Here is a 24,331-nt window from a genome sequence, read left to right as displayed (position 1 = left end):
TAAAAATCAGTAAATGCTTCTAAATTAAGACAACTATATAAAAGAGGGTGGAGAGCACCCTCTTAAAAAATACAATTATGTAGAATACATATGTTGGATATAAAATAGATAGGGTGTTTGCTATGAATTTAGATGAATTACTACATGTGTTACCTTTTTATAAAACAACATCGATGATTGATGAAATAAAAGTCGATGGTATTGAAATGGACTCACGAGAAGTAAAACAAGGAAGTGTTTTTGTTTGTATTCCTGGATTCACAGTTGATGGTCATGATTTTATAGACGATGCAGTAAAACAAGGAGCCGTTGCGCTAATTGTTGAAAAACTTGTTGAAGCTCCTGTTCCAGTTATTTTGGTAGACGATACGAATCGGGCGTTATCCATGCTCGCAGGTAAGTTCTTTAATTACCCAACATCAAAACTGCCATTAATCGGAGTTACTGGTACGAATGGTAAAACTACAGTTACGTATTTGTTGGAAGAGATTTTTAAACAACAGATGAAAAAAACTGGCGTTATTGGAACGATTCAGCTGAAAATTGGAGAGGAATCATATTCGATCTCGAATACAACTCCAGATGCTCTAAGCCTGCAACGAACATTCCACAAGATGCTTGGAGAAAATGTAGATCAGGCTATTATGGAAGTTTCTTCCCACGCATTGGATATGGGGAGAGTATACGGGTGTGATTATGATATTGCCGTATTCACCAATTTATCCCAAGATCACTTAGATTATCATTCCGATTTACAAGATTATCTTCGAGCTAAAAGCTTATTGTTTTCACAGTTAGGAAATAGCTATGATGAAAAGAAACGGAAATTTGCTATTTTAAATTCCGATGATGCGGCAAGTGATTTATTAAAACGCAGTACTGCGCAGCATGTAATGACATACGGTTGTAATAATAAAGCTACTGTTATGGCTAACGGAATTCAGCTTGACGCTGCAGGAACATCCTTTACGTTAACCTCACCGGTTGGAGATATTGAAATCTCAAGTCGTTTAATTGGTATGTTTAATGTGTATAATATGCTAGCTGCAAGTACAGCGGCAATAGCTGCTAATGTATCATTAACGACTATTAAAACGGCACTTGAGCAGCTAGAAGGTGTAAATGGTCGTTTTGAGCCAGTTGTAGAAGGTCAGCGTTATGCAGTCATTGTTGATTATGCGCATACACCTGATTCGTTGGAAAATGTGTTGCAAACTGCAAGGGAATTTGCGAAGAATAATGTATATGTGGTCGTTGGATGTGGTGGAGATCGAGATCGTACGAAACGTCCGCTAATGGCATCAATTGCAGTAAAATATGCAGATCATGCATTTTTTACATCTGATAATCCAAGAACAGAAGACCCACAGTCGATTTTAGATGATATGACAGCTGAGTTAGAGGAAAGTAGTAGTTATGACGTAATCGTTGATCGGAAAGCAGCGATTTCTCAGGCTATCGGGCAAGCTACTTCAGAGGATATAATACTTATCGCAGGAAAAGGACATGAAACATATCAAATCATTGGACATACGAAATATGATTTTGATGATCGAGAAGTAGCGAGAAAAGCAATTCGCAATAAGGAGAAATATTGATGTTATTTACTACAAATTGGTTAGCTAAACAATTCCCCACTAATCAAGGGGGAATACAAGACAATATAACTATAAAACAAGTAACGACAGATAGCAGAGCAAAGGGGGAAGGTCTATTATTTGTTCCGCTTGTTGGAGAGAACTTTGATGGACATGAATTTGTCAAACAAGCAATTGACAATGGTGCCTGTGCTATTATTTGGGATGAAAGCAAGCATTTGCCAGATGACATCCTGCCAAACCTTCCAATTTACTTTGTAAAAGACACCCTGAGTGCACTTCAGGATTTAGCGTCTGCTTACAGGACTGAGATTGATCCGATTGTAATCGGAATAACAGGCTCTAATGGTAAAACAACAACGAAGGATCTGACTTCCGCTGTTGTAAAAACGACTTATCGAACTCATGCTACGAAAGGAAATTTCAACAATCATATTGGATTACCATTAACAATTTTATCAATGGATCGAAATACCGAAGCATTAATTGTAGAAATGGGTATGAGTAACTTCCAGGAAATTGATTTATTAACACGTATAGCTAGACCAGATGTTGCAATAATTACAAATATCGGTGAGTCACATATAGAATTCTTGGGATCACGTGAAGGTATTGCTAAAGCGAAGCTGGAGATTGTAAATGGTTTGGATGAAGATGGAGTACTAATTATCGATGGTGATGAACCGTTGCTCCGTGAGAAACACATAAACCAGAAAAAAATTGCGTGTGGCTTTGGTGCAGAAAATGATTATAAAATTTCAGAGGTTAAGATACATACAACGGGAACAGAATTCACGCTTTCCGATGGCATGACTTATCAAGTTCCACTTTTTGGCAAGCACCATACAAAAAATGCTGTATTTGCGCTTGCTATAGGCAAGCTTTTAAACATTCATGCAGAAAAAAGCAAGCAAGCTTTGCAAAACCTTGAGCTAACTGGAATGCGGTTTGAACTACTAAAAGGCATAAATGATGTATCCATCATCAATGATGCTTATAATGCATCCGCAACTTCAATGAAGGCAGCTATTGAAGTAGTGAAACAAATGAATGGATTTGAGGAGAAGGTGTTAGTGCTCGGTGATATTCTTGAGCTAGGAGATCGTGCAAGAGAATTTCATGAGTCGGTTGCCGAAGTAATTGAAGCACCTATCACTGTGCTCTTTACATATGGAGTCCATGCTGAATGGATTCAAGCAGCAGTTCAAGCGAAGAGCCTTAATCTAAAATATACTCATTTTGCATCGAAGGAAGATTTAGTTCAGGCACTTAACCCCTATTTAACAAAACATTCACTAATATTATTTAAAGCATCACGAGGGTTAAAATTTGAAGAAATGATCGAAGCTATTACTACTGATGAGAATTAGATTACTACAAGGCAAGATAAAATTTTACTAAAAGTACAACCTAAAAAATAAATGAAACGTATTGATTCATCCAATCTATTTGGACGGTTATGTATGAGGAGGAAAGAAAGTGAATTTAACTGTTTTATTAATCACATTAGCGATTGCATTTCTCATTACCGTTCTTTTATCTCCAATATTGATTCCATTTTTAAGAAGATTAAAGTTTGGGCAAAGCATTAGAGAAGAAGGACCAAAATCACATTTGAAAAAAACGGGTACCCCTACAATGGGCGGTATTATGATTATATTTAGTGTTATTATTACGTCAATTATAATGGCTGCAAGAGTAGATGAATCTGGAATTGGTTATGAATTATGGCTACTCGTTTTTGTTATCTTTGGATATGGGTTACTCGGGTTTCTCGACGATTTTATAAAAGTAGCGATGAAACGAAATCTTGGTTTAACATCATTGCAAAAGTTACTTGGGCAAATTGTTATTGCACTTGTATTTTACTTTATTTTACGTAGTCAAGGATTTTCAACAGCGGTTCAAATACCGGGAACGGATATTCAGTGGGAACTAGGCTGGGGCTATGCACTATTAATCATATTCATGCTTGTCGGTGCTTCTAACGCTGTAAACTTAACGGATGGTTTAGATGGACTGCTAGCTGGTACAGCTGCTATTGCGTTTGGAGCATTTGCAATCCTTGCTTGGTATGGTACTGGTCAAAACGAACCAGCCATCTTTGCATTGGCTGTGGTTGGGGCATTACTTGGATTTCTGGTATTTAATGCACACCCAGCAAAGGTGTTTATGGGAGATACAGGGTCACTCGCGCTTGGAGGAGCGATTGCAGCTATTTCTATTTTGTTGAAAATGGAAATTCTGTTAGTAATTATTGGTGGCGTCTTTGTTATCGAAACACTTTCTGTAATTATTCAGGTTATTTCATTTAAGACAACAGGAAAACGTGTATTTAAAATGAGTCCATTACATCACCATTATGAACTGCTCGGCTGGTCAGAATGGCGGGTTGTGACGACATTTTGGCTAGTAGGACTTTTATTTGCCGCACTCGGCATTTATATTGAGGTGGGCTTATAATGAAGAGATTAACAGAATTCCCTTATTCTAACATTGTAGTTTTAGGACTTGCAAGAAGTGGAACAGCAGCAGCTGAAGCCCTTTTAGCAAATGATAAAACTATTCGAGTTCATGATAAGCAAGCAACAGAGCAGGATGAGACTGTTATACGACTGAAAGAGATGGGTGCTGAAGTTATAATAGGCTCCCATCCTATTTCCATTTTAGATGGAATGGATCTTGTTATTAAGAATCCAGGTATATCCTATGATAATCCGATTGTTGCAGAAGCAATAAGACGAGATATTCCCATTATTACGGAAATTGAATTAGCTTATTATTTATTTGACGGTCCAATAATTGGAGTGACAGGCTCGAATGGGAAAACAACAACCACTACTTTGGTAACGGATATGCTTAAGAAAAGCGAACGGCCAGTTAGAGTGGCTGGTAACATTGGGATTGTTGCTACAGAAGCAGTGCAATCCATGCAAGATGATGAAGCTCTTGTGCTTGAATTATCGTCTTTTCAACTACAAGGGACTGAAAAATTCAGACCAACAACAGCAATCTTATTAAATATATTTGAAGCACATTTGGATTACCATAAAACGTTGTCCAATTATAAGCAGGCAAAGTTTAATATCTTTAGAAATCAGACGAAGGATGACTACCTCATTTATAATGCTGAGGATAAAGCTATTGCAGAGGAAGTAAAGGACGCACGTGCAAAACCCATTCCTTTTTCCGTTCACCAAAAGCTTGAAGCTGGTGCATGGATCGATGACAAGTATGTTTATTTTAAAAATGAAAAAATCATCGAATTGAAAGAAATTGTTTTGGTCGGAGAGCATAATTTGCAAAATATATTAGCTGCAATTGCTGCTGCAAAGTTAAATGGAGCAACAAATGAAGGTATTTATCGTGTATTAACGACGTTTTCCGGAGTAGAGCATCGTTTACAATTTGTTGAAAATATTAATGGACGATTATTTTACAACGATTCAAAAGCAACAAATATTTTGGCGACTCAAAAAGCATTAGATTCATTTAAACAACCGACGATTCTTTTAGCAGGTGGACTTGATCGGGGGAATGAATTTACCGATTTGAAGCTACACCTGAAACATGTTAGAGCTATGGTTGTATTTGGCCAAACTGCAAGCAAGTTAAAAGAGTTAGCCGCTGAAGTTGGGATAGAAAAAGTAATTGAATCTGAGAATGTCGAAGATGCAGTCCATGCAGCATATTCGATTTCAGAGGAAAATGAAGTTATTCTTTTGTCACCAGCGTGTGCAAGCTGGGATCAATATCGAACATTTGAAGAAAGAGGAGACATGTTTGTACAAGCCGTGCATAAGCTAATGTAGGGGCAAACACAAAAAATGATTCGGTTGGTCATAAACATTGAACAGAAGTAAGATATCTATACCGAGAGTCTTAATTATTAAAACGATATAGAGCATACTACAAATGCCCCTGATCCAAAATTGGAAAAGGGGTGTTTTTTTGTTAAATAAATTACTAAAGGAGCAAAAAAGGCCAGATCTGCCTTTGCTTTTTATAATCGTTATTTTATTAGTCGTTGGGATTGTCATGGTTTACAGTTCATCCTACGTATGGTCTGATTACAAATTTAATGATTCCTTTTACTATTTAAAAAGACAGCTTCTCTTTGCTGGTGCAGGAGTGGTTGCGATGTTTTTTTTCATGGTCATTCCGTATTATACGTGGAAAAAATATGCAAATTTAATACTGCTATTTTGTTTTATATTATTACTGCTTGTCTTAATCCCTGGAGTAGGGTTGGTTCGAGGTGGAGCACAGAGCTGGATAGGGGTGGGGGCATTTAGTATTCAACCATCCGAATTTATGAAGCTCGGGCTAATCATTTTTCTGGCTGCGATCCTTTCTGCAAATCAAAAATATATAACTTCTTTTAAAAAAGGCTTTCTTCCATGTATTTTACTTGTTTTTACTGCTTTTGGTCTAATTATGCTGCAACCAGACCTTGGAACAGGAATGGTTCTTGTCCTTACATGTATGATTATGATTTTTGCTGCTGGTGCAAGGTTAACACATTTTTTTGGTCTTGCTGCAATTGGAATGCTCGGTTTTGTAGGCTTGATCGCATCTGCACCATATCGAATTAGTCGAATTACGGCATTTCTAAATCCGTGGGAGGATCCACTTGGGGATGGTTTTCAAATTATCCAGTCCTTATATGCGATTGGACCAGGTGGTTTAATGGGATTAGGATTAGGGAATAGCTTGCAGAAGTATTTTTATTTACCTGAGCCACAAACTGATTTTATTTTTGCTATATTAGGTGAAGAACTTGGATTTATTGGCGGAACTGTTATCATTGTTCTATTTTTCCTGCTTTTATGGAGGGGAATTAAAATTTCACTCGAAGCACCAGATCTATTTGGACGTTTTCTAGCACTTGGAATTGCAGGAATGCTTGCAGTACAAGCGATGATTAATATAAGTGTTGTGATTGGTCTGATTCCAGTTACAGGGATTACATTACCATTTCTAAGCTATGGTGGTTCATCTTTAACATTGACTTTATGCTCTGTTGGCGTTTTGCTAAATATTAGTATATATTCTAAGATTTAAGGTGAAGTTCTTTTCCGTTCCTTGCTTGGAAAAAATTCACAGCCCTGTAACTGGAAAAACTTGATAAAGTATGGTAAGTACACTACATCTTCCGCTATGTTTTATGATATAATTCATGTAACAGATAAAAACGGCTTTAAGATTTGCCGTTTTATTCTTTTGCTAACGTAAATAAATGTAAAAAGGAAGAAATGGGGATGAGTAAAAAGAATATTGTTTCGATTGAGGATCGTATTCCAAAATTGAAACAAGCACGTAAGAAAAAAGCAAACCGTCGACTTATATTTTATCTTTCAATCTTTTTTTTCTTGATATCTATCATCGTATATTTACAATCACCATTGAGTCATATTAAAACAATTGCCGTGAATGGAAATACGTATGTAACAGATGAAGAGATTATCGAAAGTAGCAATTTAACGACTGATACAAATATATGGACAATTAACCGAGCAGAAACTGAACAATTAATAAATAAGAACCCTATATTAGAGTCTGTAAAAGTAAGTAGAAAATTACCATGGACAATTGATATTCATGTAAAAGAACAGCAAATCATTGGATATATTCGTAACGAAACAGCGTATAAACCAGTATTAGGTAATGGTGAAATTCTAAATGTTACGAATGGGACGTTCAATGGCGAAGCTCCGCTAATTTATGGGTTTGATGATGAGGAATATCTACATAGAATGGCAGAGGAGCTAAAGGAACTCCCTGGTAGCATCAGGAATGTTATTTCGGAAATCCATTGGATCCCAACTGATGAAAATAAAAATACGGTGCTTTTATACATGAATGATGGTTACCTTGTAAAAGGAACGATTCGCGACTTTGCTGAAAAAATGGAAGTTTATCCGTCAATTGTTGCACAGCTTGATCCAGAGGAAAAAGGGATCATTCATATTGGAGTCGGTATCTACTTTGAGTCTTTTAATCAGGAAGAGGACGAAGATATGACAGAAATAGAAGGAATTCCAGACAATGAGGAATCAACAGAATCCGAATAAATAAATGTTGTGGTAGGAAAGTCATATAAATAGTTGTGTTTACGAAAGATATATAAGATACTCATAAAAGGTTGTTCAAAAGCCTAGGGAAAAGGACATATCGACCTTCGATGCATAAGCCGTACTCGTATTGGTCTTGCAGTGGGGCCAAAACTCCCCAGGAATTATGACTTTAGTAGACTTGGGTCTTTTCTTTCTCTTTTGAACACATTTTTTTAGAGGAATTTAGTTTTTTTAAAGCGTTAAGAAGGGATATTGCCACCTTTTGTGGAATAACCTATATATGTTTTATTTTTTTACTGATTTCCTATAAAATAGTAGATTATACAATAGATAAAAAAGGAAGTTCATAGAAACGACAGTAATACTGGAAGTTTCTGATTCTGGAGGTGCCTTTCGTTGAATAATAGTGAAATATTAGTAAGTCTTGATATAGGTACAACAGCGATTAAAGTCATTATTGGAGAAGTTTTGAACGATTCATTGAATATAATCGGGGTTGGGACCGCTAAATCAAATGGTATGAAAAAAGGTGCAGTTGTTGATATCGATCAAACGGTTCATTCAATCCGAAACGCGGTAGAACAAGCTGAGCGCATGGTAGGGATGCAGATTGAAAGTGTTGTCGTTGGTATAAACGGAAGTCATGTTCAATTACAGCCTTGTCATGGGGTAGTAGCAGTTCAAAGCGAAAACCGTGAAATTGGTGATGAGGATGTGACAAGAGTCATCGACGGAGCACAGGTAATCTCAATTCCACCAGAACGTGAAATTATTGATGTTATTCCAAAACAATTTATTGTAGATGGTTTGGATGAAATCACGGATCCGCGTGGTATGATTGGCGTTCGGTTGGAAATGGAAGGTACAATTATTACATGCTCAAAGACAGTACTACATAATATTTTAAAATGTGTAGAACGTGCTAACTTGCAAGTGTCCGATATTTGCCTTCAGCCACTTGCAGCCGGAACGATTGCTCTTTCAAAAGATGAAAAGAATATGGGGGTTGCTCTAATTGATGTGGGTGGTGGCTGTACTACCGTTTCAGTTTTTGGTAACGACCATCTAATTTCAACAAGTGTTATTAGCTTAGGTGGAGATAATATTACGAAGGATTTGTCTATCGGTCTAAGGACATCTACAGAAGAAGCAGAAGATATTAAACTGAATTATGGACATGCATTTTATGATCATGCTTCTGAAGAAGAAACATTTGAAGTTTCAATCATTGGAAGCAACACAAGAGAAACCTATAATCAGCTGCAAATTTCTGATATGATTGAAGCAAGACTGGAAGAAATTTATGCTTATGTAGAAAGAGAAATTAGAAAAATGGGTTACGGCGAGCTTCCAGGTGGGTATGTATTGACTGGTGGAACGAGTTCGATGCCAGGAAGTCTTGAGCTTGCTGAGGACTTATTCCGATCAAATGTACGCGTTGCTATCCCAGATTACATAGGTGTAAGAGAAGCACAATATACAGCAGGTATTGGAATATTGCAGTTCGCTTATCATAATGCGAAGATACAAGGAAAAGATTTGTATCCATCTGTAGTTGAAGATACAACAGAACCGAAACCAAAAAGACCGCAAAAACAGCCAAAGGTCAAAAAAGAAACGAAAGAGAATAAGAAAAAAGACTCTAGTTTTGCTAATTTATTTAAGTATTTCTTTGATTAAGAATAACTGATGTGAATTCAAAAGGTAATGGAACTTTTTGACAGATAAAAAATATAAAACTTTTATTATTTGCATAAGTGCAACGAAGTCATTTGCCTAAAAGCCTGGCAAACGCCAAGTTTTCTAAAAAGATCACATTGAAATTAGCTTCTGGTATTCTTGTAATTTTGCACATTAGGAGGAAAGAAATATGTTAGAGTTTGATACAAATATGGAGGAATTAGCGACAATTAAAGTTATCGGTGTAGGTGGCGGTGGAAACAATGCTGTGAACCGAATGATTGAGCATGGTGTTGAAGGTGTAGAATTTATAGCGGTAAATACTGATGCTCAGGCTTTGAATTTGTCTAAAGCAGAAACAACAATACAAATAGGTGGTAAACTGACACGTGGTCTTGGAGCAGGTGCAAATCCGGAAGTTGGAAAGAAAGCTGCCGAAGAGAGCAAAGAACAGCTGGAAGAAGTATTGCAAGGTGCTGATATGGTATTTGTAACTGCTGGAATGGGTGGTGGAACTGGAACTGGTGCTGCTCCTGTAATTGCACAAGTTGCTAAAGATCTTGGAGCATTAACTGTAGGTGTTGTAACACGTCCATTCTCTTTTGAAGGAAGAAGACGCTCTACCCAAGCAATTTCTGGAATTGATACACTTAAAGGAAGTGTCGATACATTAATCGTAATTCCAAATGATCGCTTACTTGAAATTGTAGACAAAAACACACCAATGCTTGAAGCATTCCGTGAAGCAGATAATGTGTTACGACAAGGTGTACAAGGTATCTCAGATTTAATTGCGAAGCCAGGTCTAATTAACGTTGATTTTGCTGATGTTAAAACAATTATGTTTGATAAAGGTTCTGCTCTCATGGGAATTGGTATTGCAACTGGTGAAACGCGTGCAACAGAAGCTGCGAAAAAAGCAATTTCATCTCCACTACTGGAGACTTCTATTGATGGTGCACATGGTATCCTAATGAATATTACTGGCGGTACGAACTTAAGCCTTTATGAAGTTCAAGAAGCTGCAGATTTAGTTACTTCAGCAGCAGATAAAGAAGTGAACGTTATCTTTGGATCCGTTATTAATGAGAATCTAAATGATGAAATTGTTGTTACAGTAATTGCAACAGGTTTTGATGAGACTGTACAACCAAAAGCAGAAATTAAGCAAAAACAGCATCGTCCTATGGCTAGTCATAACCAGCATGCTGCCACGAGGGAAGAACCTGTTCAAAGAGAGCAGCGCGAGCAGCGTGAGCAACAACAGCCACAGCCTCGTGTTAGACAAGAGGACGACGAGCTTGATATTCCTACATTTTTAAGAAATCGAAACCGTAATCGATAAAAAATAACTTGTACGAAGACATAATAGAGCAGATGAGCTACATTCATCTGCTCTATTTTCAATTCCATAACCTCTATTCACCACCCGGCATAGATTCCTCCAAAACAATCCTTAACATTGCCCTCGAGGCGTGATGAACATATTCTCTATTTTACAATTAATATAAACTTCTAATTAATGCGCATTGAGAGATTGTGCGAATACCCGCTCCGGAAACACACTACGCTTTTCGCGGGTGACCCGTGAGCCTCTTCGAACTCCGTTCTTCAGAGTCTCACTCTGGCCACGTATCCCGCAGAAGTCTACGTGTGTTTCCTCCGCTAGTGCTGGCTCACTGGCTATACTAACATGGTTTATCAAAATAAAAATGTTGTTCTAACCAGTCCGGGTGAGCGTAGGGCGGTGACTCCTGTGGGAACAGCACGTGTCTGAAGACTCGCAGGAAGTGGTTTTCTTCCGGAGAGGCTGAAGCCGTGCCCACGGAAAGCATCCGCCCGGAGCGATCCCGGACGGCGATTGTTCCACAGATTAAGCAAATATTCACTAGTTCGGATTTTCTTTCAAATGTGATGAAGCATCTAGAATAGTGTTAGTTTACGTTAGCGCAGCAGATCACAAAGCGTAAATATGTGAAGGCTTTGTATTTATATAGGAAGAATTATACAATTCCAGTTATATTGGTTTAGCGCTATTTTTATGCATGTTGATTTTAGAAGTATTTGACATAAAACGCAAAAATCGATAGACAGACAATCCGTATGAATATACGTTAGCTTTAAAAGAGACAAATTATCCCCGACAAACTTATAGACAAATAGTGAAAATTAGCTTTTATACGCACACAAGAAGTGACAGACTTTGCTTCCGCACTCTACTATACTCGTTAGTAATTCCTCAAATCTGGGGTTTCGATTATCTATGAAAATACCTCCTGAAAATAAATATTCCGAAAATGATTTGCCGGGAAGGAAGAGAGAAATTGACCATTTATCTTGATGCCGTCTGGGCATTGAATTTTTTTCTGGATTTAATGCTGTTAATGCTTACAAAAGCTTTAGCAAGGGATGCAGTAGGGAAAATACGAATCATTTTTGGGGCATTTATCGCTTCATTAATTGTACCCATTACGCTATTTTTTCCAGACTCCTTTATAAATGGGGTACTGGGTAAATTAATTTATTCATTCTTTATTATCTTATGTACCTTCGGATATGCAGGTTTTTATCGCATGATGAAATTATTATTATTATTTTACTTTACATCATTTGCAATTGGAGGTGGATTGACAGGGATATACTTTATGCTTGCAAACCCTGTGTCAATTACAGGCAATGGAATTTTAACATTTAATAAAGGATATGGTGATCCAGTTAGCTGGCTGTTTATCTTAATCGGATTCCCAATCGTATGGTATTTTACAAAGCACCGTATGGACGAGCATGCAAGTGAGAAAATTCGTTATGACCAATTATGCGAAGTGACCATTCAAATGAATAACAATTCATTTATGACCAAAGGGTTTATTGATAGCGGTAATCAGCTAGTTGATCCACTAACGAAAAGGGCAGTAGTTATTTGTGATGAAATATTTTTGAAGCAGTGGTTTTCTGAAGAAGAATGGAAGCAATTAGAGGAAGTGCATCATCATTTAGCACTTGATCAAGTTCCAGAAAAATGGCAGCACAAAGTACAAATGATTCCGTATCAAGGTGTTGAAGGAAAAAGTGGTTTCCTCTTAGCGATTAGGCCAGATCATATTGAAATACATTATGGGAGTCAGAAGCTTACAACAAGCAATTTACTAATCGGTATTCAGTTTGGCGTATTAGTTAGGGATCGAAGCTATCATTGTTTATTGCATCCGCAAATCATTAAATTAGCTACTATACAAACAGCATAAGGGAGTGGAGAGTATGGCTCTATGGAAAATCAAACTGAAATTGCGCTGGTACAAATTATTAATTAAATTAGGATTAAAGTCATCAGAAGTCTACTATATTGGTGGAAGTGAAGCATTGCCTCCTCCCCTTTCGAAACAGGAAGAACAAGAATTATTAATCCTATTACCGAAAGGCGACAAGGCAGCGAGAGCGATGCTGATTGAGCGTAACCTTCGCCTTGTCGTCTATATTGCACGTAAATTTGAAAATACAGGTATCAATATTGAGGACTTAATTAGCATAGGTACAATTGGCTTAATAAAAGCGGTAAATACATTCAATCCAGAAAAGAAAATTAAGTTAGCAACCTATGCATCAAGATGTATTGAAAACGAGATTCTTATGTACTTGCGTAGAAATAATAAACTTAAATCGGAAGTCTCATTTGATGAACCATTAAATATCGATTGGGATGGGAATGAGCTTCTATTGTCCGATGTTCTCGGTACGGATGAAGATATAATTACAAAAAACCTCGAATCAAATGTGGATAAAACTTTGTTGAAAAGTGCATTATCAAAATTAAATGCCCGTGAAAAACAAATCATGGAGCTGCGTTTTGGATTAATTGGTCAAGAGGAAAAGACCCAGAAGGATGTTGCGGATATGCTTGGAATTTCTCAATCCTATATTTCACGTTTAGAAAAAAAGATTATTCGCAGATTGAAAAAAGAATTTAATAAAATGGTGTAGCCATATTTTATAAGGTTTTCATCAACATTTTACAGTCTTTCTAAAATCTGTACGTGCATAAAAACCCTCTGCCGGGGAGATACTGTCCTTGAACAGCATCACCGACTGGGAGGGTTGACTTAAATGACTAGACATAAAGTTGAGATATGTGGTGTTGATACATCCAAACTACCTGTACTTAAAAATGAAGAAATGAAAAAGCTATTTGTAAGAATGCAGCAGGAAGGAGATATTTCTGCTCGAGAAGAACTTGTTAATGGGAATTTAAGGCTTGTATTAAGTGTGATACAGCGATTCAATAATCGGGGAGAATATGTAGATGATTTATTTCAAGTTGGCTGTATTGGACTAATGAAATCAATCGATAATTTTGATTTATCACATAACGTAAGATTCTCCACGTATGCTGTTCCGATGATTATTGGAGAAATAAGACGATACCTCAGGGATAATAATCCAATCCGAGTATCTAGGTCCTTACGTGATATTGCATACAAAGCACTGCAGGTGAGAGAAAAATTAATTAGTAAGACATCAAAAGAGCCTACTCCTGCAGAAATTGCCGCTGAAATGGGAATTCCACATTCCGATATTGTGTTTGCTCTTGATGCGATTCAAGATCCTGTATCATTATTCGAACCAATCTACAATGATGGTGGTGATCCAATATTTGTTGTCGATCAGATTAGTGATGATAAAGACAAGGATTCAACCTGGGTTGATAAAATTTCATTAAAAGAAGGGATGCACCAATTAAATGAACGTGAAAAAATGATATTGAATAAACGATTCTTTCAAGGGAAAACGCAAATGGAAGTTGCTGATGAAATTGGCATCTCACAAGCACAAGTATCTCGTTTAGAGAAAGCTGCAATCAGTCAAATGAATAAGCAAATGTTTGAATAAAGATTTAAATAAATCATGCAAAATCAGGAAGGACAGGTTTTTCACCTGTCTTTCCTGATTTTTTCTGTGTAAAGATGAAATAAATTGATGTGTTCGCATATAGTTTAATAAGTACGTGTTCAAAAAGAGGAGGACGAAAAGGACCGAGCAGTATAAGGCGTCGATGCATTGAGCGGACGTTCTTGCGGACAGTAAAAGCGATTTTCTTCTGCAATGAGTGTAAAAGCAAGCCAACGATCTTCTCGCTTGTTGTTTTGACTTCGATATTGGACACAGTACGTGTCGGTACTTAATCGATGGTCTACTGCTCTCGAAGTGTCATTTTCAACGGACTATTTTGACAACTAATAAGGCAGGTGAGGACAATGATTAAATTATCAGAATTACAGTTGAAAGAAATTATAATAATTGATGATGGTAGAAGGTTTGGCCATATTACAGATTTAGAAATTGACGGTAATACAGGGAAAATTATTGCAATTGTCGTGGAAACGAAGGACAAAAAGAGTGGAATGTTAAGAAAGGCGGACGAATTATTGATTTCCTGGGATCATATTGTTCGAATTGGTTCCGATGTGATTCTTGTCAATGATGTCCAGGGACCAAGTTTATATGGTACGGTAAAATAGAGATTGCATGAAAAAGCTTAGTTGAAAGCCAAAATATGATAAAATAAGACAAGTCTATTTTTGCAGTAAAGAAAATATAAAAATTTCTTTACTGCAGAAGTGCACTGTAGCATTAGCCAAGAGGATTGGTGAATGCCAAGTTTTCTAATCAGGAGGATTATAATGAATGAAGTCTTTAAAGAGAAAGATAACGCATATCTCAACATAGAAAAGTGGCAAACAGAACACCCTGGACTTGTCGTGGGCTTTACTACTAGAAACGGTGGTGTATGCGAGTACCCCTATCATACATTGAATTTTGGGTTCCATGTTGCTGATGAACAGAAGCATGTTATAAGTAACCGTGAACGATTAGCAGATAAGCTGAACTTTTCACTGCAAAACTGGGTGTCAGGGGAACAAATACATCGAACGGAGATTGCACATGTTACGGATCAAGATAAGGGGAAAGGTTCAACTTCTTATACAAGCTCCATTAAAGGCACGGATGGGCTCTTAACCAACCAAAAAGGAGTATTATGTACAGCTTTCTTTGCAGATTGTGTACCCTTATTTTTCTTCGATCCGATAAAGGAATATATTGGAATTGCCCACGCTGGCTGGAAGGGATCTGTTAACCGAATTGCTGAGAAGATGGTGGAAGCTTTTGCAAAAGTTGGTGTGAAACCGGAAAACCTATTCGTAGCGATTGGTCCTTGTATTTCACAGCAGAATTATGAAGTAGATGAGCGGGTGATTCAATCGATTCGAGCAGGGGAGAGGGAAAATGCGGTACGTTCACTCGGCAAAAATCGATTTTTATTAGATTTAAAGCAATTAAATATAGATATCCTTTTACAATCTGGGGTATTACGTCATAATATAGAGGTAACAAATTATTGCACTTATCGTGATGATGAATTATTTTTCTCTCATCGGAGAGACCATGGTAAGACTGGAAGAATGTTAGGGTTTATTGGATTTCAAGGGTGATTACATGATGGAGGAGTTATACGTATTATGGAAGTCGCAGCAAATTTGGCAGTCATTCAAGAGAAAATAGGACAAGCATGTAAAAATAGTGGGCGCAAACCTTCCGAAATAAACGTTATTGGGGTTACGAAATATGCTACAATAGAACGAACCGAGGAAGCAGTTGAAGCAGGAGTTAAAAATCTTGGCGAAAATCGAAATGAAGGTTTTTTAGAAAAGTATCATCACATTGCTGATAAAGTAACATGGCATTTTATTGGAACCTTGCAGTCACGAAAAGTAAAAGACATTATTGACAAAATTGATATGCTCCATGCTTTAGACAGGGCTTCACTTGCAAAAGAAATTAATAAACGAGCATCAGCACCTGTCGATTGCTTTATACAAGTAAATGTCAGTGGAGAAGCTTCCAAACATGGCTTGAGCGTAGAAGAGGTAATTCCTTTTATTGAGGAAATCGAGAAATACGAAAAAGTTCATGTAGTTGGATTAATGACAATGGCACCCCATATTGAAGACAAAGAGGAGATTCGGAAAGTATTTCGGGATTTAGCATTATTAAGAGACCGTATCAAAGCAAAGAAATTGCATCATGCACCATGTGAATTTCTTTCGATGGGGATGAGCAATGATTATGAAGTTGCGATTGAAGAGGGTGCAACCCATATCCGCATTGGCTCCCAATTAGTTGGTGAATGATCGCAAACTTAAGTAAAGAGGTGAGAGAATGAGTATTAAGAATAAGATTAAAAATTATTTCACCATGGATGACGAGTATGAGTACGAATATCAACAGGAAGAGATTACCCCAGAGAGTAAAGAAAGTATGAAGCAACAAACACAAAAGGTTGTAAGCTTAACTAGTATGCAGCAATCTACATCAAAAGTGGTATTATGTGAGCCAAGAACCTATAACGAAGCGCAGGAAATTGCAGATAACATTGTAAACAGACGTGCCGTTGTCATTAATTTACAACGCGTTGATCATCAACAAGCAAAACGTATTGTTGATTTTCTAAGTGGCACGGTATACGCTGTTAATGGTGATATTCAGAAGCTAGGCTCTGAAACATTTTTATGCACCCCGGACAATGTTGAAGTTTCAGGAACAATATCCGAAGCATTTGCCCAACAAGATGAATTTGAAAAAGGATGGTAGTAGTGGATGGTTGAATTATATACAATATTACATTATGCATTTGTATTCTATGGATATGCACTCATTGTGTATATTTTCATGTCATGGTTCCCAGGAGCAAGGGAATCATCCTTTGGTCAAATGTTGACCAAAATTTGTGAGCCTTACCTAGAGCAATTTCGTAAATTTATCCCACCAATTGGTATGATCGATATTTCGCCAATTGTTGGGATCCTTGTTCTTCATTTAGCTCGAGCAGGACTGCTTCAGTTTTTCCAAATGTTTTTATTTTAGAACGTATAGCGTTATTATGCTAAAAAGATTTTGACGAACAAAATGTTAAAGGAAGTAACAGGATGGATATTTACCAGCATTTTAGAAAAGAAGAACAGCCTTTTATTGATCAAGTATTGTCGTGGAAGGAACGCGTTGAGCAGACATTCCAGCCAAAGCTGACAGACTTTCTCGATCCACGCGAACAACAGTTAGTCGAAATGCTTGTCGGTTTGAATAATCCTGAATTAAAACTTGATAAGCATGGCGGAGGATTAAATACGGAACGAAAACGAATGGTAATTGCTCCTTTTTATGAGGAAATAGCAGAAGAATCTTTTCAGCTGACCTTATTGCAGACAACCTATCCAGATAAATTTATAACCATTGAACATCGGGATGTAATGGGCGCATTTTTATCAATGGGGATAAAGCGTACGAAGCTAGGAGATATTTATGCGGCAGACGGCCTCATTCAAATTGTACTGGCAGATGAAGTAAGTCCATATGTTACAGCAAATCTGAATGCAATAAAAAAAGCGACGGTTACATTTGGCGAGCAGCCGCTTACTCTTTTGAAAGAAAAACAAGAAAGATGGGTAGAAGCAGACAAAACAGTTTCTTCTTTAAGACTTGATGCTGTTATCAAGGAAATTTATCATATTTCAAGAAAAGATGCTTCAGCATTTATTGAAAAATTGCAGGTGAAAGTGAATCATAAGGTTGTTGACGATACTAAATTTCAACTGCAAGAGGGCGATATGATTTCATTGCGTGGAAAAGGCCGAAGCAAATTAACTGCTATAAATGGGATGACGAAAAAGGATAAATGGAAAATTAGTATTGCATCTTTAAAATAATTTATAGTTCTTGCAGGATTTCCTGTTTTTTTGTCGAATTGATTTAAATACAACTTTGAGAACATTCGATTTTACGTTAATATATTTATACCTTGAGGAGGTGGCCACTGTGCCATTAACACCATTAGATATTCATAATAAAGAATTTACGAGAAAAATCCGTGGTTATGATGAAGATGAAGTAAATGAGTTCTTGGATCAAGTGATTAAGGATTATGAAATGGTCATTCGAGAAAAGAAAGAGCTGGATGAGAAAGTGAACCAGCTGAATGAAAGACTCGGTCATTTTACAAATATTGAAGAAACCCTAAATAAGTCCATTCTTGTTGCACAAGAAACAGCAGAAGAAGTAAAAGGAAATGCAACAAAGGAATCCAGGCTTATTATAAAAGAGGCAGAAAAAAATGCTGACCGTATCATTAATGAAGCGTTAAGTAAATCGCGTCGTATTTCAATGGATGTCGAAGAATTGAAGAAGCAGGCTAAAGTTTTCCGCACAAGATTACGCATGCTTGTACAGGCTCAATTAGATATGCTTGGTACGGACGATTGGGAAGAATTATTTAAAACAGAGTTAGGCGAAGAACTCGAGTTGATTGAAAATGAATCATAGTTCTTGACGTTCTTAAAAATATTACATATAATTCATACAAGATATGTCAATTATAATAACAATACGTTGAAAGAGAAAGTATAAAAGGACGTTGCTGAAAAGCGAGCTAGGAGATGGTGTGAGCCTGGTACAGCACTCTTTTAGAAAATCACTCTTGAGTATCCATTGTGAAATTTAGTAGTGATGGACGGCTTATCCCCGTTACGGATGTCGAGTGAATTTAAAATATCAATTTTGAATTTATAAGGGTGGTACCGCGAGTCTTCTCGTCCCTTTTGGGATGAAGAAGGCTTTTTTGTATTCAAAAGCGCAAGCGCCATTAAATAACTTAAGGAGGAAGCATAAATGGATTATAAAGAAACATTATTAATGCCGAAAACAGAATTTCCTATGCGAGGAAATTTACCAAATAAAGAGCCAAAACGTCAAGAACAATGGGAAGAAGCAAATCTATACGAAAAGAGTCTTGAACGTACAAAAGAAAGACCGTTATTTGTTTTACATGACGGACCACCGTATGCAAATGGAGATCTTCATATCGGGCATGCATTGAATAAAATTTTGAAAGACTTTATTACCCGCTATAAATCCATGACGGGTTACCATGCCCCATATATTCCAGGATGGGATACACATGGACTGCCAATTGAAACAGCTTTAACGAAGAACAAGAAAGTCAAACGAAAAGAAATGAGTGTAGCTGAATTTAGACAGCTATGTGCAGAATATGCACTCGGACAAGTGGATAGTCAACGCACACAATTTAAACAGCTTGGTGTACGTGGTGACTGGGATAATCCATATATTACACTGACGAAAGACTATGAAGCTGCACAAATTAAAGTATTTGGGGAAATGGCAAAAAAAGGCTATATCTACAAAGGCTTAAAACCGGTTTATTGGTCTCCTTCTTCTGAATCGGCATTAGCAGAGGCAGAAATTGAGTATCAGGATAAGCGTTCAGCTTCTATTTATGTGGCGTTTGAAGTTCGTGATGGAAAAGACTTATTCGATGGTGGAGAGAAATTCATCATTTGGACGACAACACCATGGACCATTCCAGCTAACCTGGGAATTAGTTTGCATCCCGATCTAGAGTACAACGTAGTAGAAGCAAACGGTGAAAAGTATGTACTTGCACACGCTTTACTGGAAGATGTTGCTGAAGAACTAGGCTGGGAAAATGTAAAGGTCGTAAAATCATTTAAAGGTCAAGAAGCAGATCGTGTTGTAGCAAAACATCCTTTCTATAATCGTGACTCGCTCGTAATGCTTGGTGAACATGTAACGACTGATGCTGGAACTGGTTGTGTTCATACCGCTCCAGGACATGGGGAGGATGACTTCTATGTGTCAAAAAAATATGGCATTGAAGCATTTTGTCCAGTTGATGATAAAGGAGTATTTACGGAAGAAGCTCCTGGTTTTGAGGGTTTATTCTACGATGCTGCCAATAAAGTGGTTACCGAAAAACTGGAAGAAACAGGTTCACTATTAAAAATGAGCTTTATTACACATTCCTATCCACATGATTGGCGTACGAAAAAGCCGACAATTTTCCGTGCAACAGCTCAATGGTTTGCATCTATTAAAGACTTCCGTCAAGATATTCTTTCTGAAATTAAGGAAGTAAACTGGTATCCAAACTGGGGTGAAACGAGACTTTACAATATGGTGCGTGACCGTGAAGACTGGTGTATCTCAAGACAACGAGCATGGGGTGTTCCAATTCCTGTGTTTTATGGTGAAGACGGTACACCGATTATTACAGACGAAACGGTTAATCATGTTTCTGAATTGTTTAAAGAACACGGATCAAACGTATGGTTTGAGCGTGAAGCGAAGGACTTGCTGCCAGAAGGATTTACATCAGAGTATAGCCCGAATGGTCAATTCACGAAGGAAACAGATATTATGGATGTTTGGTTTGATTCCGGCTCCTCTCATGAAGGAGTATTAATGAACCGTGATGATCATCGTAGACCAGCAGATATTTATCTTGAAGGAAGTGACCAATATCGTGGTTGGTTTAACTCCTCATTATCAACAGCAGTAGCAGTTACAGGGAAAGCACCTTATAAAACGATTATCAGTCATGGGTTTGTACTTGATGGTAACGGAAGAAAAATGAGTAAATCACTTGGAAATGTCATCGTGCCATCCAAAGTGCAAAAACAGCTTGGCTCTGATATTTTACGTTTATGGGTTGCTTCTGTTGATTATCAATCCGATGTACGTATTTCGAACGATATTTTGAAACAAACTTCAGAAGCATATCGTAAAATCCGTAATACATTCCGCTTCCTGCTTGCGAACCTTGCTGATTTTAATCCAGCAACAGATGCAGTAGCTGAACATGAATTGGAAGAAGTGGATCGTTACATGCTGCATCGCTTACAGAAATTGCTATCTGATGTGCGTGAAAGCTATGAGAAGTATGAGTATGCACCAATTTTCCACCAAATTCATAATTTCTGTGCAGTTGATCTAAGCTCGTTCTATCTAGACTTTGCAAAAGACGTTCTCTATATCGAGGCAGCTGACAATAAACGTCGTCGTAGTATTCAAACTGGCTATTATGAAGTATTGACAACATTGGTTAAGCTACTCACACCAATCATTCCACATACAACAGATGAAGTGTGGGAATATATCCCAGGGGCAGAAGCAGAGAGTGTACAATTGACAGATATTCCAGAACCAAGAGAAATTGCTGGAATGGACGCATTAGCTCCGAAGTGGAATCATTTTATGAATGTTCGTGATGATGTACTGAAAGCATTAGAAGAAGCACGAAATGATAAAGTTATCGGTAAATCATTAGAAGCAAAAATTACAATTGTTCCAAAAGATGAGGAAACAAAAGAAGTCTTAACAAATATGGAACATTTACATCAATTCTTAATCGTATCTGAAGCTGTTTTAAGCGAAAGCAATGCATCTGCAAAAGAATACAAGTTTGTTGATGTAGCTGTTGAAAAGCACCCTGGGGAAAAATGTGAACGTTGTTGGGTTGCTTCAGAAACAGTTGGCGAGGACCATGACCATCCGGAACTATGCTCGCGGTGTGCAGCAGTAGTAAAAGAGCATTATACCGAATAATGAAAAGCGTGTAATTCATAATAGCCCTCTTGAAATAAGGGGGCTATTATTATTGAAAAAGTGAAGAATAAAGTATACTATAAAAAAAGACTTGATAGAGGTTTTTAACTTCTTGTGAATACGGATGAAGCGGGGGATAAAAGATGATCTGGTATTATGTCATCGCGCTCTTTATTATCGGAATCGATCAACTAACAAAATGGATAATTGTAAGCACGATGGAACTTGGTGAGCGGATAACGGTAATCGAAAACTTCTTTTATATTACATCACATCGAAATTCAGGAGCAGCCTGGGGAATCTTACAAGGTCAAATGCTGTTTTTCTATATTGTAACAGCGGTCGTTGTAATCGGCATTATCTATTACATGCAAAAGTTTGCCAAAAACGATACATTACTAGCAATTGGCCTTAGCTTCGTTCTTGGTGGCGCAATCGGTAACTTTATTGATCGTTTATTCCATCAGGAAGTAGTTGATTTTGCTGATTTCTATATTTTTAATTATAATTTCCCTATTTTTAATGTTGCCGATTCTGCTTTAACTATCGGTGTTATTATCGTCATTATTGCAACGATTATGGATGAACGAAAGAAAGGAAAGGCCAAAAAATGACACAATTTCAACATGAAGTAACAGAGGAACAAAATAAAACAAGAGTCGATAAGCTGCTTGCTGCCATTAACCCAGAGCGATCTCGCTCGCAGATTCAGGGATGGATTAGTAAAGGGCATGTATTCGTAAATGAAGCGGAAGTAAAGGCAAATTATAAATGTCAAACAGGCGAAGTGTTAACATGGTCTATTCCAGAAGTTGAAGAGCTGAATATTCAAGGCGAGGATATTCCATTAGAGATTATTTATGAGGATTCTGATTTAATAGTAATTAATAAACCAAAAGGAATGGTTGTTCACCCTTCTGCAGGACATCAGACTGGTACATTAGTAAATGCACTCTTGCACCATTGTAAGGATTTATCCGGAATCAACAGTGTAGAAAGACCGGGAATTGTTCATCGTATTGATAAGGATACGAGTGGCCTGCTTGTCGTAGCGAAAAATGACCACACACACATGAAGTTATCAGAACAGCTAGCAACGAAGGAAGTAAAACGTAAATATGAAGCGATTGTCCATGGAGAGATCGGTCACGAATCCGGTATCATTGATGCACCAATAGGCAGAGATCCAAAAGACCGACAAAAAATGGGAATTGTTGATAGTGGTAAACCTGCAGTGACGCATTTTAAAGTTATCAAGCATTTTCCTGACTATACCCATGTAGAATGTCAGCTTGAAACAGGACGTACGCATCAAATCAGAGTACACATGAGGTATATCGGTTTTCCGCTTGTTGGTGATCCGAAATATGGCCAACGTAAAACACTAGATGCAGATGGTCAAGCTCTTCATGCGAAGACATTAGGCTTTACGCATCCACGAACAAATGAATGGATGGAGTTTGAAGTGGAAGCTCCAAAAGTCTTTCAAGAAGTCCTGGGAAAAATAAAGAATATGTATTGACAGATGATAATTAGTTTGTAATAATGAATGAAGATTAATAAAGGTGACCTTTAAATAATAGTCCTGTGAGGCTAAAAAGGAACGGTTTGTTCGTTAGGTATCGTATGTTCAAAACCCTTTTTTCCTACAGGAGAAGAGGGTTTTTATTTTTTATGCAGATAAGAAAGTATAAAACTTTCCTACCTGTATAAGTGCAACTAAGACATTCGCCTAAATGCTTTGCGAATGCCAAGTTTTCTAAGAAACGGGGTGCAAGTGATTGAATAAAAAAACAGAGATATTAGATACAGCTGCCATCAATAGGGCATTGACCAGAATGTCCCATGAAATATTGGAGAAGAATAAAGGCGGCGAAGATATAGTGCTTGTAGGTATAAAAACAAGAGGAGTTCCACTTGCTAAACGAGTTCACGATAAGATTAAGCAAATAGAAGCGATCGACGTTCCACTTGGTGAACTTGATATTACACTTTATCGTGATGATTTGGAAAAAGCGACAACAGATAATGAACCAGAAATTAAATCTGCAACGATTGATGTAGAGTTAACAGGAAAAAATGTTATTTTGATTGATGATGTCCTCTATACAGGACGCACAGTTCGCGCTGCAATGGATGCCGTAATGGATATTGGCAGACCGTCAAGAATCCAGCTTGGTGTACTTGTCGATCGGGGTCACCGAGAGTTGCCCATTCGCGCAGATTATGTTGGTAAGAATATTCCAACCTCTGATAAAGAGATTATAGTCGTTCAACTTGATGAAACGGATGAAGCAGAACATGTTTCGATCTATGAAAAATAAATAGTTACAACTTTTAAGCAAATCCAGAGAGATTTGAAAGGTTGTGTTAAGAAATGCGTGTATACACTACACGTCTACCTCTTTGCAGCCTTTTTGCAAAGAGGTTTTTTTATTGCTCTTGTAACTATTCAAATGGGAACCACTGTAGGTAACTGGAGACCCGTAATCACATCCATAAAGC

At 37.4% G+C, this 24,331-nt stretch carries 22 protein-coding genes and 1 other annotated feature; all 22 genes read left to right on the top strand.

The window, feature by feature from the left end; translation table 11 throughout:
* The first annotated feature begins 122 nt into the window (after window positions 1-122).
* The 22 genes from MHH64_RS15710 to pyrR all read left to right on the top strand — a co-directional run bounded on the left by MHH64_RS15710 (window position 123) and on the right by pyrR (window position 24,150).
* On the top strand, window positions 123-1,598 hold the full coding sequence (locus tag MHH64_RS15710; RefSeq protein WP_095308497.1) for a UDP-N-acetylmuramoyl-L-alanyl-D-glutamate--2,6-diaminopimelate ligase: 1,476 nt from the start codon (window positions 123-125) through the stop codon (window positions 1,596-1,598).
* Entirely contained in the window at window positions 1,598-2,968 is a 1,371-nt protein-coding gene (murF, locus tag MHH64_RS15705; protein ID WP_095308498.1) for a UDP-N-acetylmuramoyl-tripeptide--D-alanyl-D-alanine ligase, read from the top strand. Before MHH64_RS15710 ends, murF begins: the two co-directional genes overlap by 1 nt.
* Window positions 2,969-3,077: 109 nt before the next feature.
* Window positions 3,078-4,061, top strand: coding sequence for a phospho-N-acetylmuramoyl-pentapeptide-transferase (mraY, locus tag MHH64_RS15700; RefSeq protein WP_095308499.1), 984 nt, complete (start codon window positions 3,078-3,080; stop codon window positions 4,059-4,061).
* Window positions 4,061-5,410 carry a UDP-N-acetylmuramoyl-L-alanine--D-glutamate ligase gene (murD, locus tag MHH64_RS15695; RefSeq protein ID WP_340002005.1) on the top strand — a complete coding sequence of 450 codons (1,350 nt, stop codon included), beginning with the start codon at window positions 4,061-4,063 and terminating at the stop codon, window positions 5,408-5,410. Before mraY ends, murD begins: the two co-directional genes overlap by 1 nt.
* Window positions 5,411-5,549: 139 nt before the next feature.
* Window positions 5,550-6,662 (top strand): stage V sporulation protein E, encoded by a 1,113-nt coding sequence (gene spoVE, locus MHH64_RS15690; protein ID WP_240033748.1) that lies wholly within the window; start codon window positions 5,550-5,552, stop codon window positions 6,660-6,662.
* A 197-nt stretch (window positions 6,663-6,859) separates the two neighbouring features.
* Window positions 6,860-7,672 carry a cell division protein FtsQ/DivIB gene (locus MHH64_RS15685; protein WP_118888960.1) on the top strand — a complete coding sequence of 271 codons (813 nt, stop codon included), beginning with the start codon at window positions 6,860-6,862 and terminating at the stop codon, window positions 7,670-7,672.
* A 399-nt stretch (window positions 7,673-8,071) separates the two neighbouring features.
* Window positions 8,072-9,355, top strand: coding sequence for a cell division protein FtsA (ftsA, locus tag MHH64_RS15680; protein ID WP_095308503.1), 1,284 nt, complete (start codon window positions 8,072-8,074; stop codon window positions 9,353-9,355).
* Window positions 9,356-9,545: 190 nt separating this feature from the next.
* The gene (gene ftsZ / locus MHH64_RS15675; RefSeq protein ID WP_095308505.1) at window positions 9,546-10,700 is read left to right on the top strand and encodes a cell division protein FtsZ; all 1,155 of its coding nucleotides are present in this window, start codon (window positions 9,546-9,548) and stop codon (window positions 10,698-10,700) included.
* Window positions 10,701-11,679: 979 nt separating this feature from the next.
* The gene (gene spoIIGA, locus MHH64_RS15670) at window positions 11,680-12,600 is read left to right on the top strand and encodes a sigma-E processing peptidase SpoIIGA (RefSeq protein ID WP_340002004.1); all 921 of its coding nucleotides are present in this window, start codon (window positions 11,680-11,682) and stop codon (window positions 12,598-12,600) included.
* 13 nt (window positions 12,601-12,613) lie between these two features.
* A complete protein-coding gene (sigE, locus tag MHH64_RS15665; RefSeq protein ID WP_095308507.1) occupies window positions 12,614-13,333 on the top strand; it encodes an RNA polymerase sporulation sigma factor SigE in 720 nt (239 codons plus the stop codon).
* 123 nt (window positions 13,334-13,456) lie between these two features.
* Window positions 13,457-14,239, top strand: coding sequence for an RNA polymerase sporulation sigma factor SigG (sigG, locus tag MHH64_RS15660; RefSeq protein ID WP_095308508.1), 783 nt, complete (start codon window positions 13,457-13,459; stop codon window positions 14,237-14,239).
* Between the two features lie 365 nt (window positions 14,240-14,604).
* Entirely contained in the window at window positions 14,605-14,868 is a 264-nt protein-coding gene (locus tag MHH64_RS15655) for a YlmC/YmxH family sporulation protein (RefSeq protein WP_095308509.1), read from the top strand.
* A gap of 162 nt (window positions 14,869-15,030) precedes the next feature.
* On the top strand, window positions 15,031-15,840 hold the full coding sequence (gene pgeF, locus MHH64_RS15650) for a peptidoglycan editing factor PgeF (RefSeq protein WP_340002003.1): 810 nt from the start codon (window positions 15,031-15,033) through the stop codon (window positions 15,838-15,840).
* Window positions 15,841-15,867: 27 nt separating this feature from the next.
* Complete coding sequence (locus tag MHH64_RS15645; protein ID WP_187393136.1) at window positions 15,868-16,539, top strand: YggS family pyridoxal phosphate-dependent enzyme; 672 nt, start codon at window positions 15,868-15,870, stop codon at window positions 16,537-16,539.
* A gap of 28 nt (window positions 16,540-16,567) precedes the next feature.
* The gene (locus MHH64_RS15640) at window positions 16,568-16,999 is read left to right on the top strand and encodes a cell division protein SepF (protein ID WP_340002002.1); all 432 of its coding nucleotides are present in this window, start codon (window positions 16,568-16,570) and stop codon (window positions 16,997-16,999) included.
* A gap of 6 nt (window positions 17,000-17,005) precedes the next feature.
* Entirely contained in the window at window positions 17,006-17,272 is a 267-nt protein-coding gene (locus tag MHH64_RS15635) for a YggT family protein (RefSeq protein WP_095308514.1), read from the top strand.
* A gap of 62 nt (window positions 17,273-17,334) precedes the next feature.
* A complete protein-coding gene (locus tag MHH64_RS15630; protein ID WP_095308515.1) occupies window positions 17,335-18,111 on the top strand; it encodes a YlmH/Sll1252 family protein in 777 nt (258 codons plus the stop codon).
* A 109-nt stretch (window positions 18,112-18,220) separates the two neighbouring features.
* Window positions 18,221-18,724, top strand: coding sequence for a DivIVA domain-containing protein (locus MHH64_RS15625; RefSeq protein WP_095308516.1), 504 nt, complete (start codon window positions 18,221-18,223; stop codon window positions 18,722-18,724).
* Between the two features lie 57 nt (window positions 18,725-18,781).
* Window positions 18,782-19,001, top strand: a binding site (T-box leader).
* Between the two features lie 68 nt (window positions 19,002-19,069).
* Window positions 19,070-21,826: an isoleucine--tRNA ligase gene (gene ileS, locus MHH64_RS15620; RefSeq protein ID WP_095308517.1), complete on the top strand. Its 2,757-nt coding sequence runs from the start codon at window positions 19,070-19,072 to the stop codon at window positions 21,824-21,826.
* Window positions 21,827-21,969: 143 nt separating this feature from the next.
* Window positions 21,970-22,440, top strand: coding sequence for a signal peptidase II (lspA, locus tag MHH64_RS15615; protein ID WP_095308518.1), 471 nt, complete (start codon window positions 21,970-21,972; stop codon window positions 22,438-22,440).
* Entirely contained in the window at window positions 22,437-23,348 is a 912-nt protein-coding gene (locus MHH64_RS15610; RefSeq protein WP_095308520.1) for an RluA family pseudouridine synthase, read from the top strand. The genes lspA and MHH64_RS15610 overlap by 4 nt, the downstream gene beginning before the upstream one ends.
* A 259-nt stretch (window positions 23,349-23,607) precedes the next feature.
* Complete coding sequence (gene pyrR / locus MHH64_RS15605) at window positions 23,608-24,150, top strand: bifunctional pyr operon transcriptional regulator/uracil phosphoribosyltransferase PyrR (protein ID WP_118888956.1); 543 nt, start codon at window positions 23,608-23,610, stop codon at window positions 24,148-24,150.
* Window positions 24,151-24,331 lie beyond the last annotated feature (181 nt).

Origin of the sequence: Oceanobacillus sp. FSL K6-0127 (assembly GCF_037983385.1) — a bacterium.
GTDB lineage: Bacteria > Bacillota > Bacilli > Bacillales > Amphibacillaceae > Oceanobacillus > Oceanobacillus profundus.
This window is presented reverse-complemented; position numbering and strand designations above follow the sequence as displayed.

Bases quoted from the DNA above. Each gene is read 5' to 3' on its own strand.
- MHH64_RS15710 (WP_095308497.1), top strand. From the start codon at position 123: ATGAATTTAGATGAATTACTACATGTGTTACCTTTTTATAAAACAACA.
- murF (WP_095308498.1), top strand. From the start codon at position 1,598: ATGTTATTTACTACAAATTGGTTAGCTAAACAATTCCCCACTAATCAA.
- murD (WP_340002005.1), top strand. From the start codon at position 4,061: ATGAAGAGATTAACAGAATTCCCTTATTCTAACATTGTAGTTTTAGGA.
- MHH64_RS15685 (WP_118888960.1), top strand. From the start codon at position 6,860: ATGAGTAAAAAGAATATTGTTTCGATTGAGGATCGTATTCCAAAATTG.
- ftsZ (WP_095308505.1), top strand. From the start codon at position 9,546: ATGTTAGAGTTTGATACAAATATGGAGGAATTAGCGACAATTAAAGTT.
- sigE (WP_095308507.1), top strand. From the start codon at position 12,614: ATGGCTCTATGGAAAATCAAACTGAAATTGCGCTGGTACAAATTATTA.
- sigG (WP_095308508.1), top strand. From the start codon at position 13,457: ATGACTAGACATAAAGTTGAGATATGTGGTGTTGATACATCCAAACTA.
- MHH64_RS15655 (WP_095308509.1), top strand. From the start codon at position 14,605: ATGATTAAATTATCAGAATTACAGTTGAAAGAAATTATAATAATTGAT.
- pgeF (WP_340002003.1), top strand. From the start codon at position 15,031: ATGAATGAAGTCTTTAAAGAGAAAGATAACGCATATCTCAACATAGAA.
- MHH64_RS15645 (WP_187393136.1), top strand. From the start codon at position 15,868: ATGGAAGTCGCAGCAAATTTGGCAGTCATTCAAGAGAAAATAGGACAA.
- MHH64_RS15640 (WP_340002002.1), top strand. From the start codon at position 16,568: ATGAGTATTAAGAATAAGATTAAAAATTATTTCACCATGGATGACGAG.
- MHH64_RS15635 (WP_095308514.1), top strand. From the start codon at position 17,006: ATGGTTGAATTATATACAATATTACATTATGCATTTGTATTCTATGGA.
- MHH64_RS15630 (WP_095308515.1), top strand. From the start codon at position 17,335: ATGGATATTTACCAGCATTTTAGAAAAGAAGAACAGCCTTTTATTGAT.
- ileS (WP_095308517.1), top strand. From the start codon at position 19,070: ATGGATTATAAAGAAACATTATTAATGCCGAAAACAGAATTTCCTATG.
- lspA (WP_095308518.1), top strand. From the start codon at position 21,970: ATGATCTGGTATTATGTCATCGCGCTCTTTATTATCGGAATCGATCAA.
- MHH64_RS15610 (WP_095308520.1), top strand. From the start codon at position 22,437: ATGACACAATTTCAACATGAAGTAACAGAGGAACAAAATAAAACAAGA.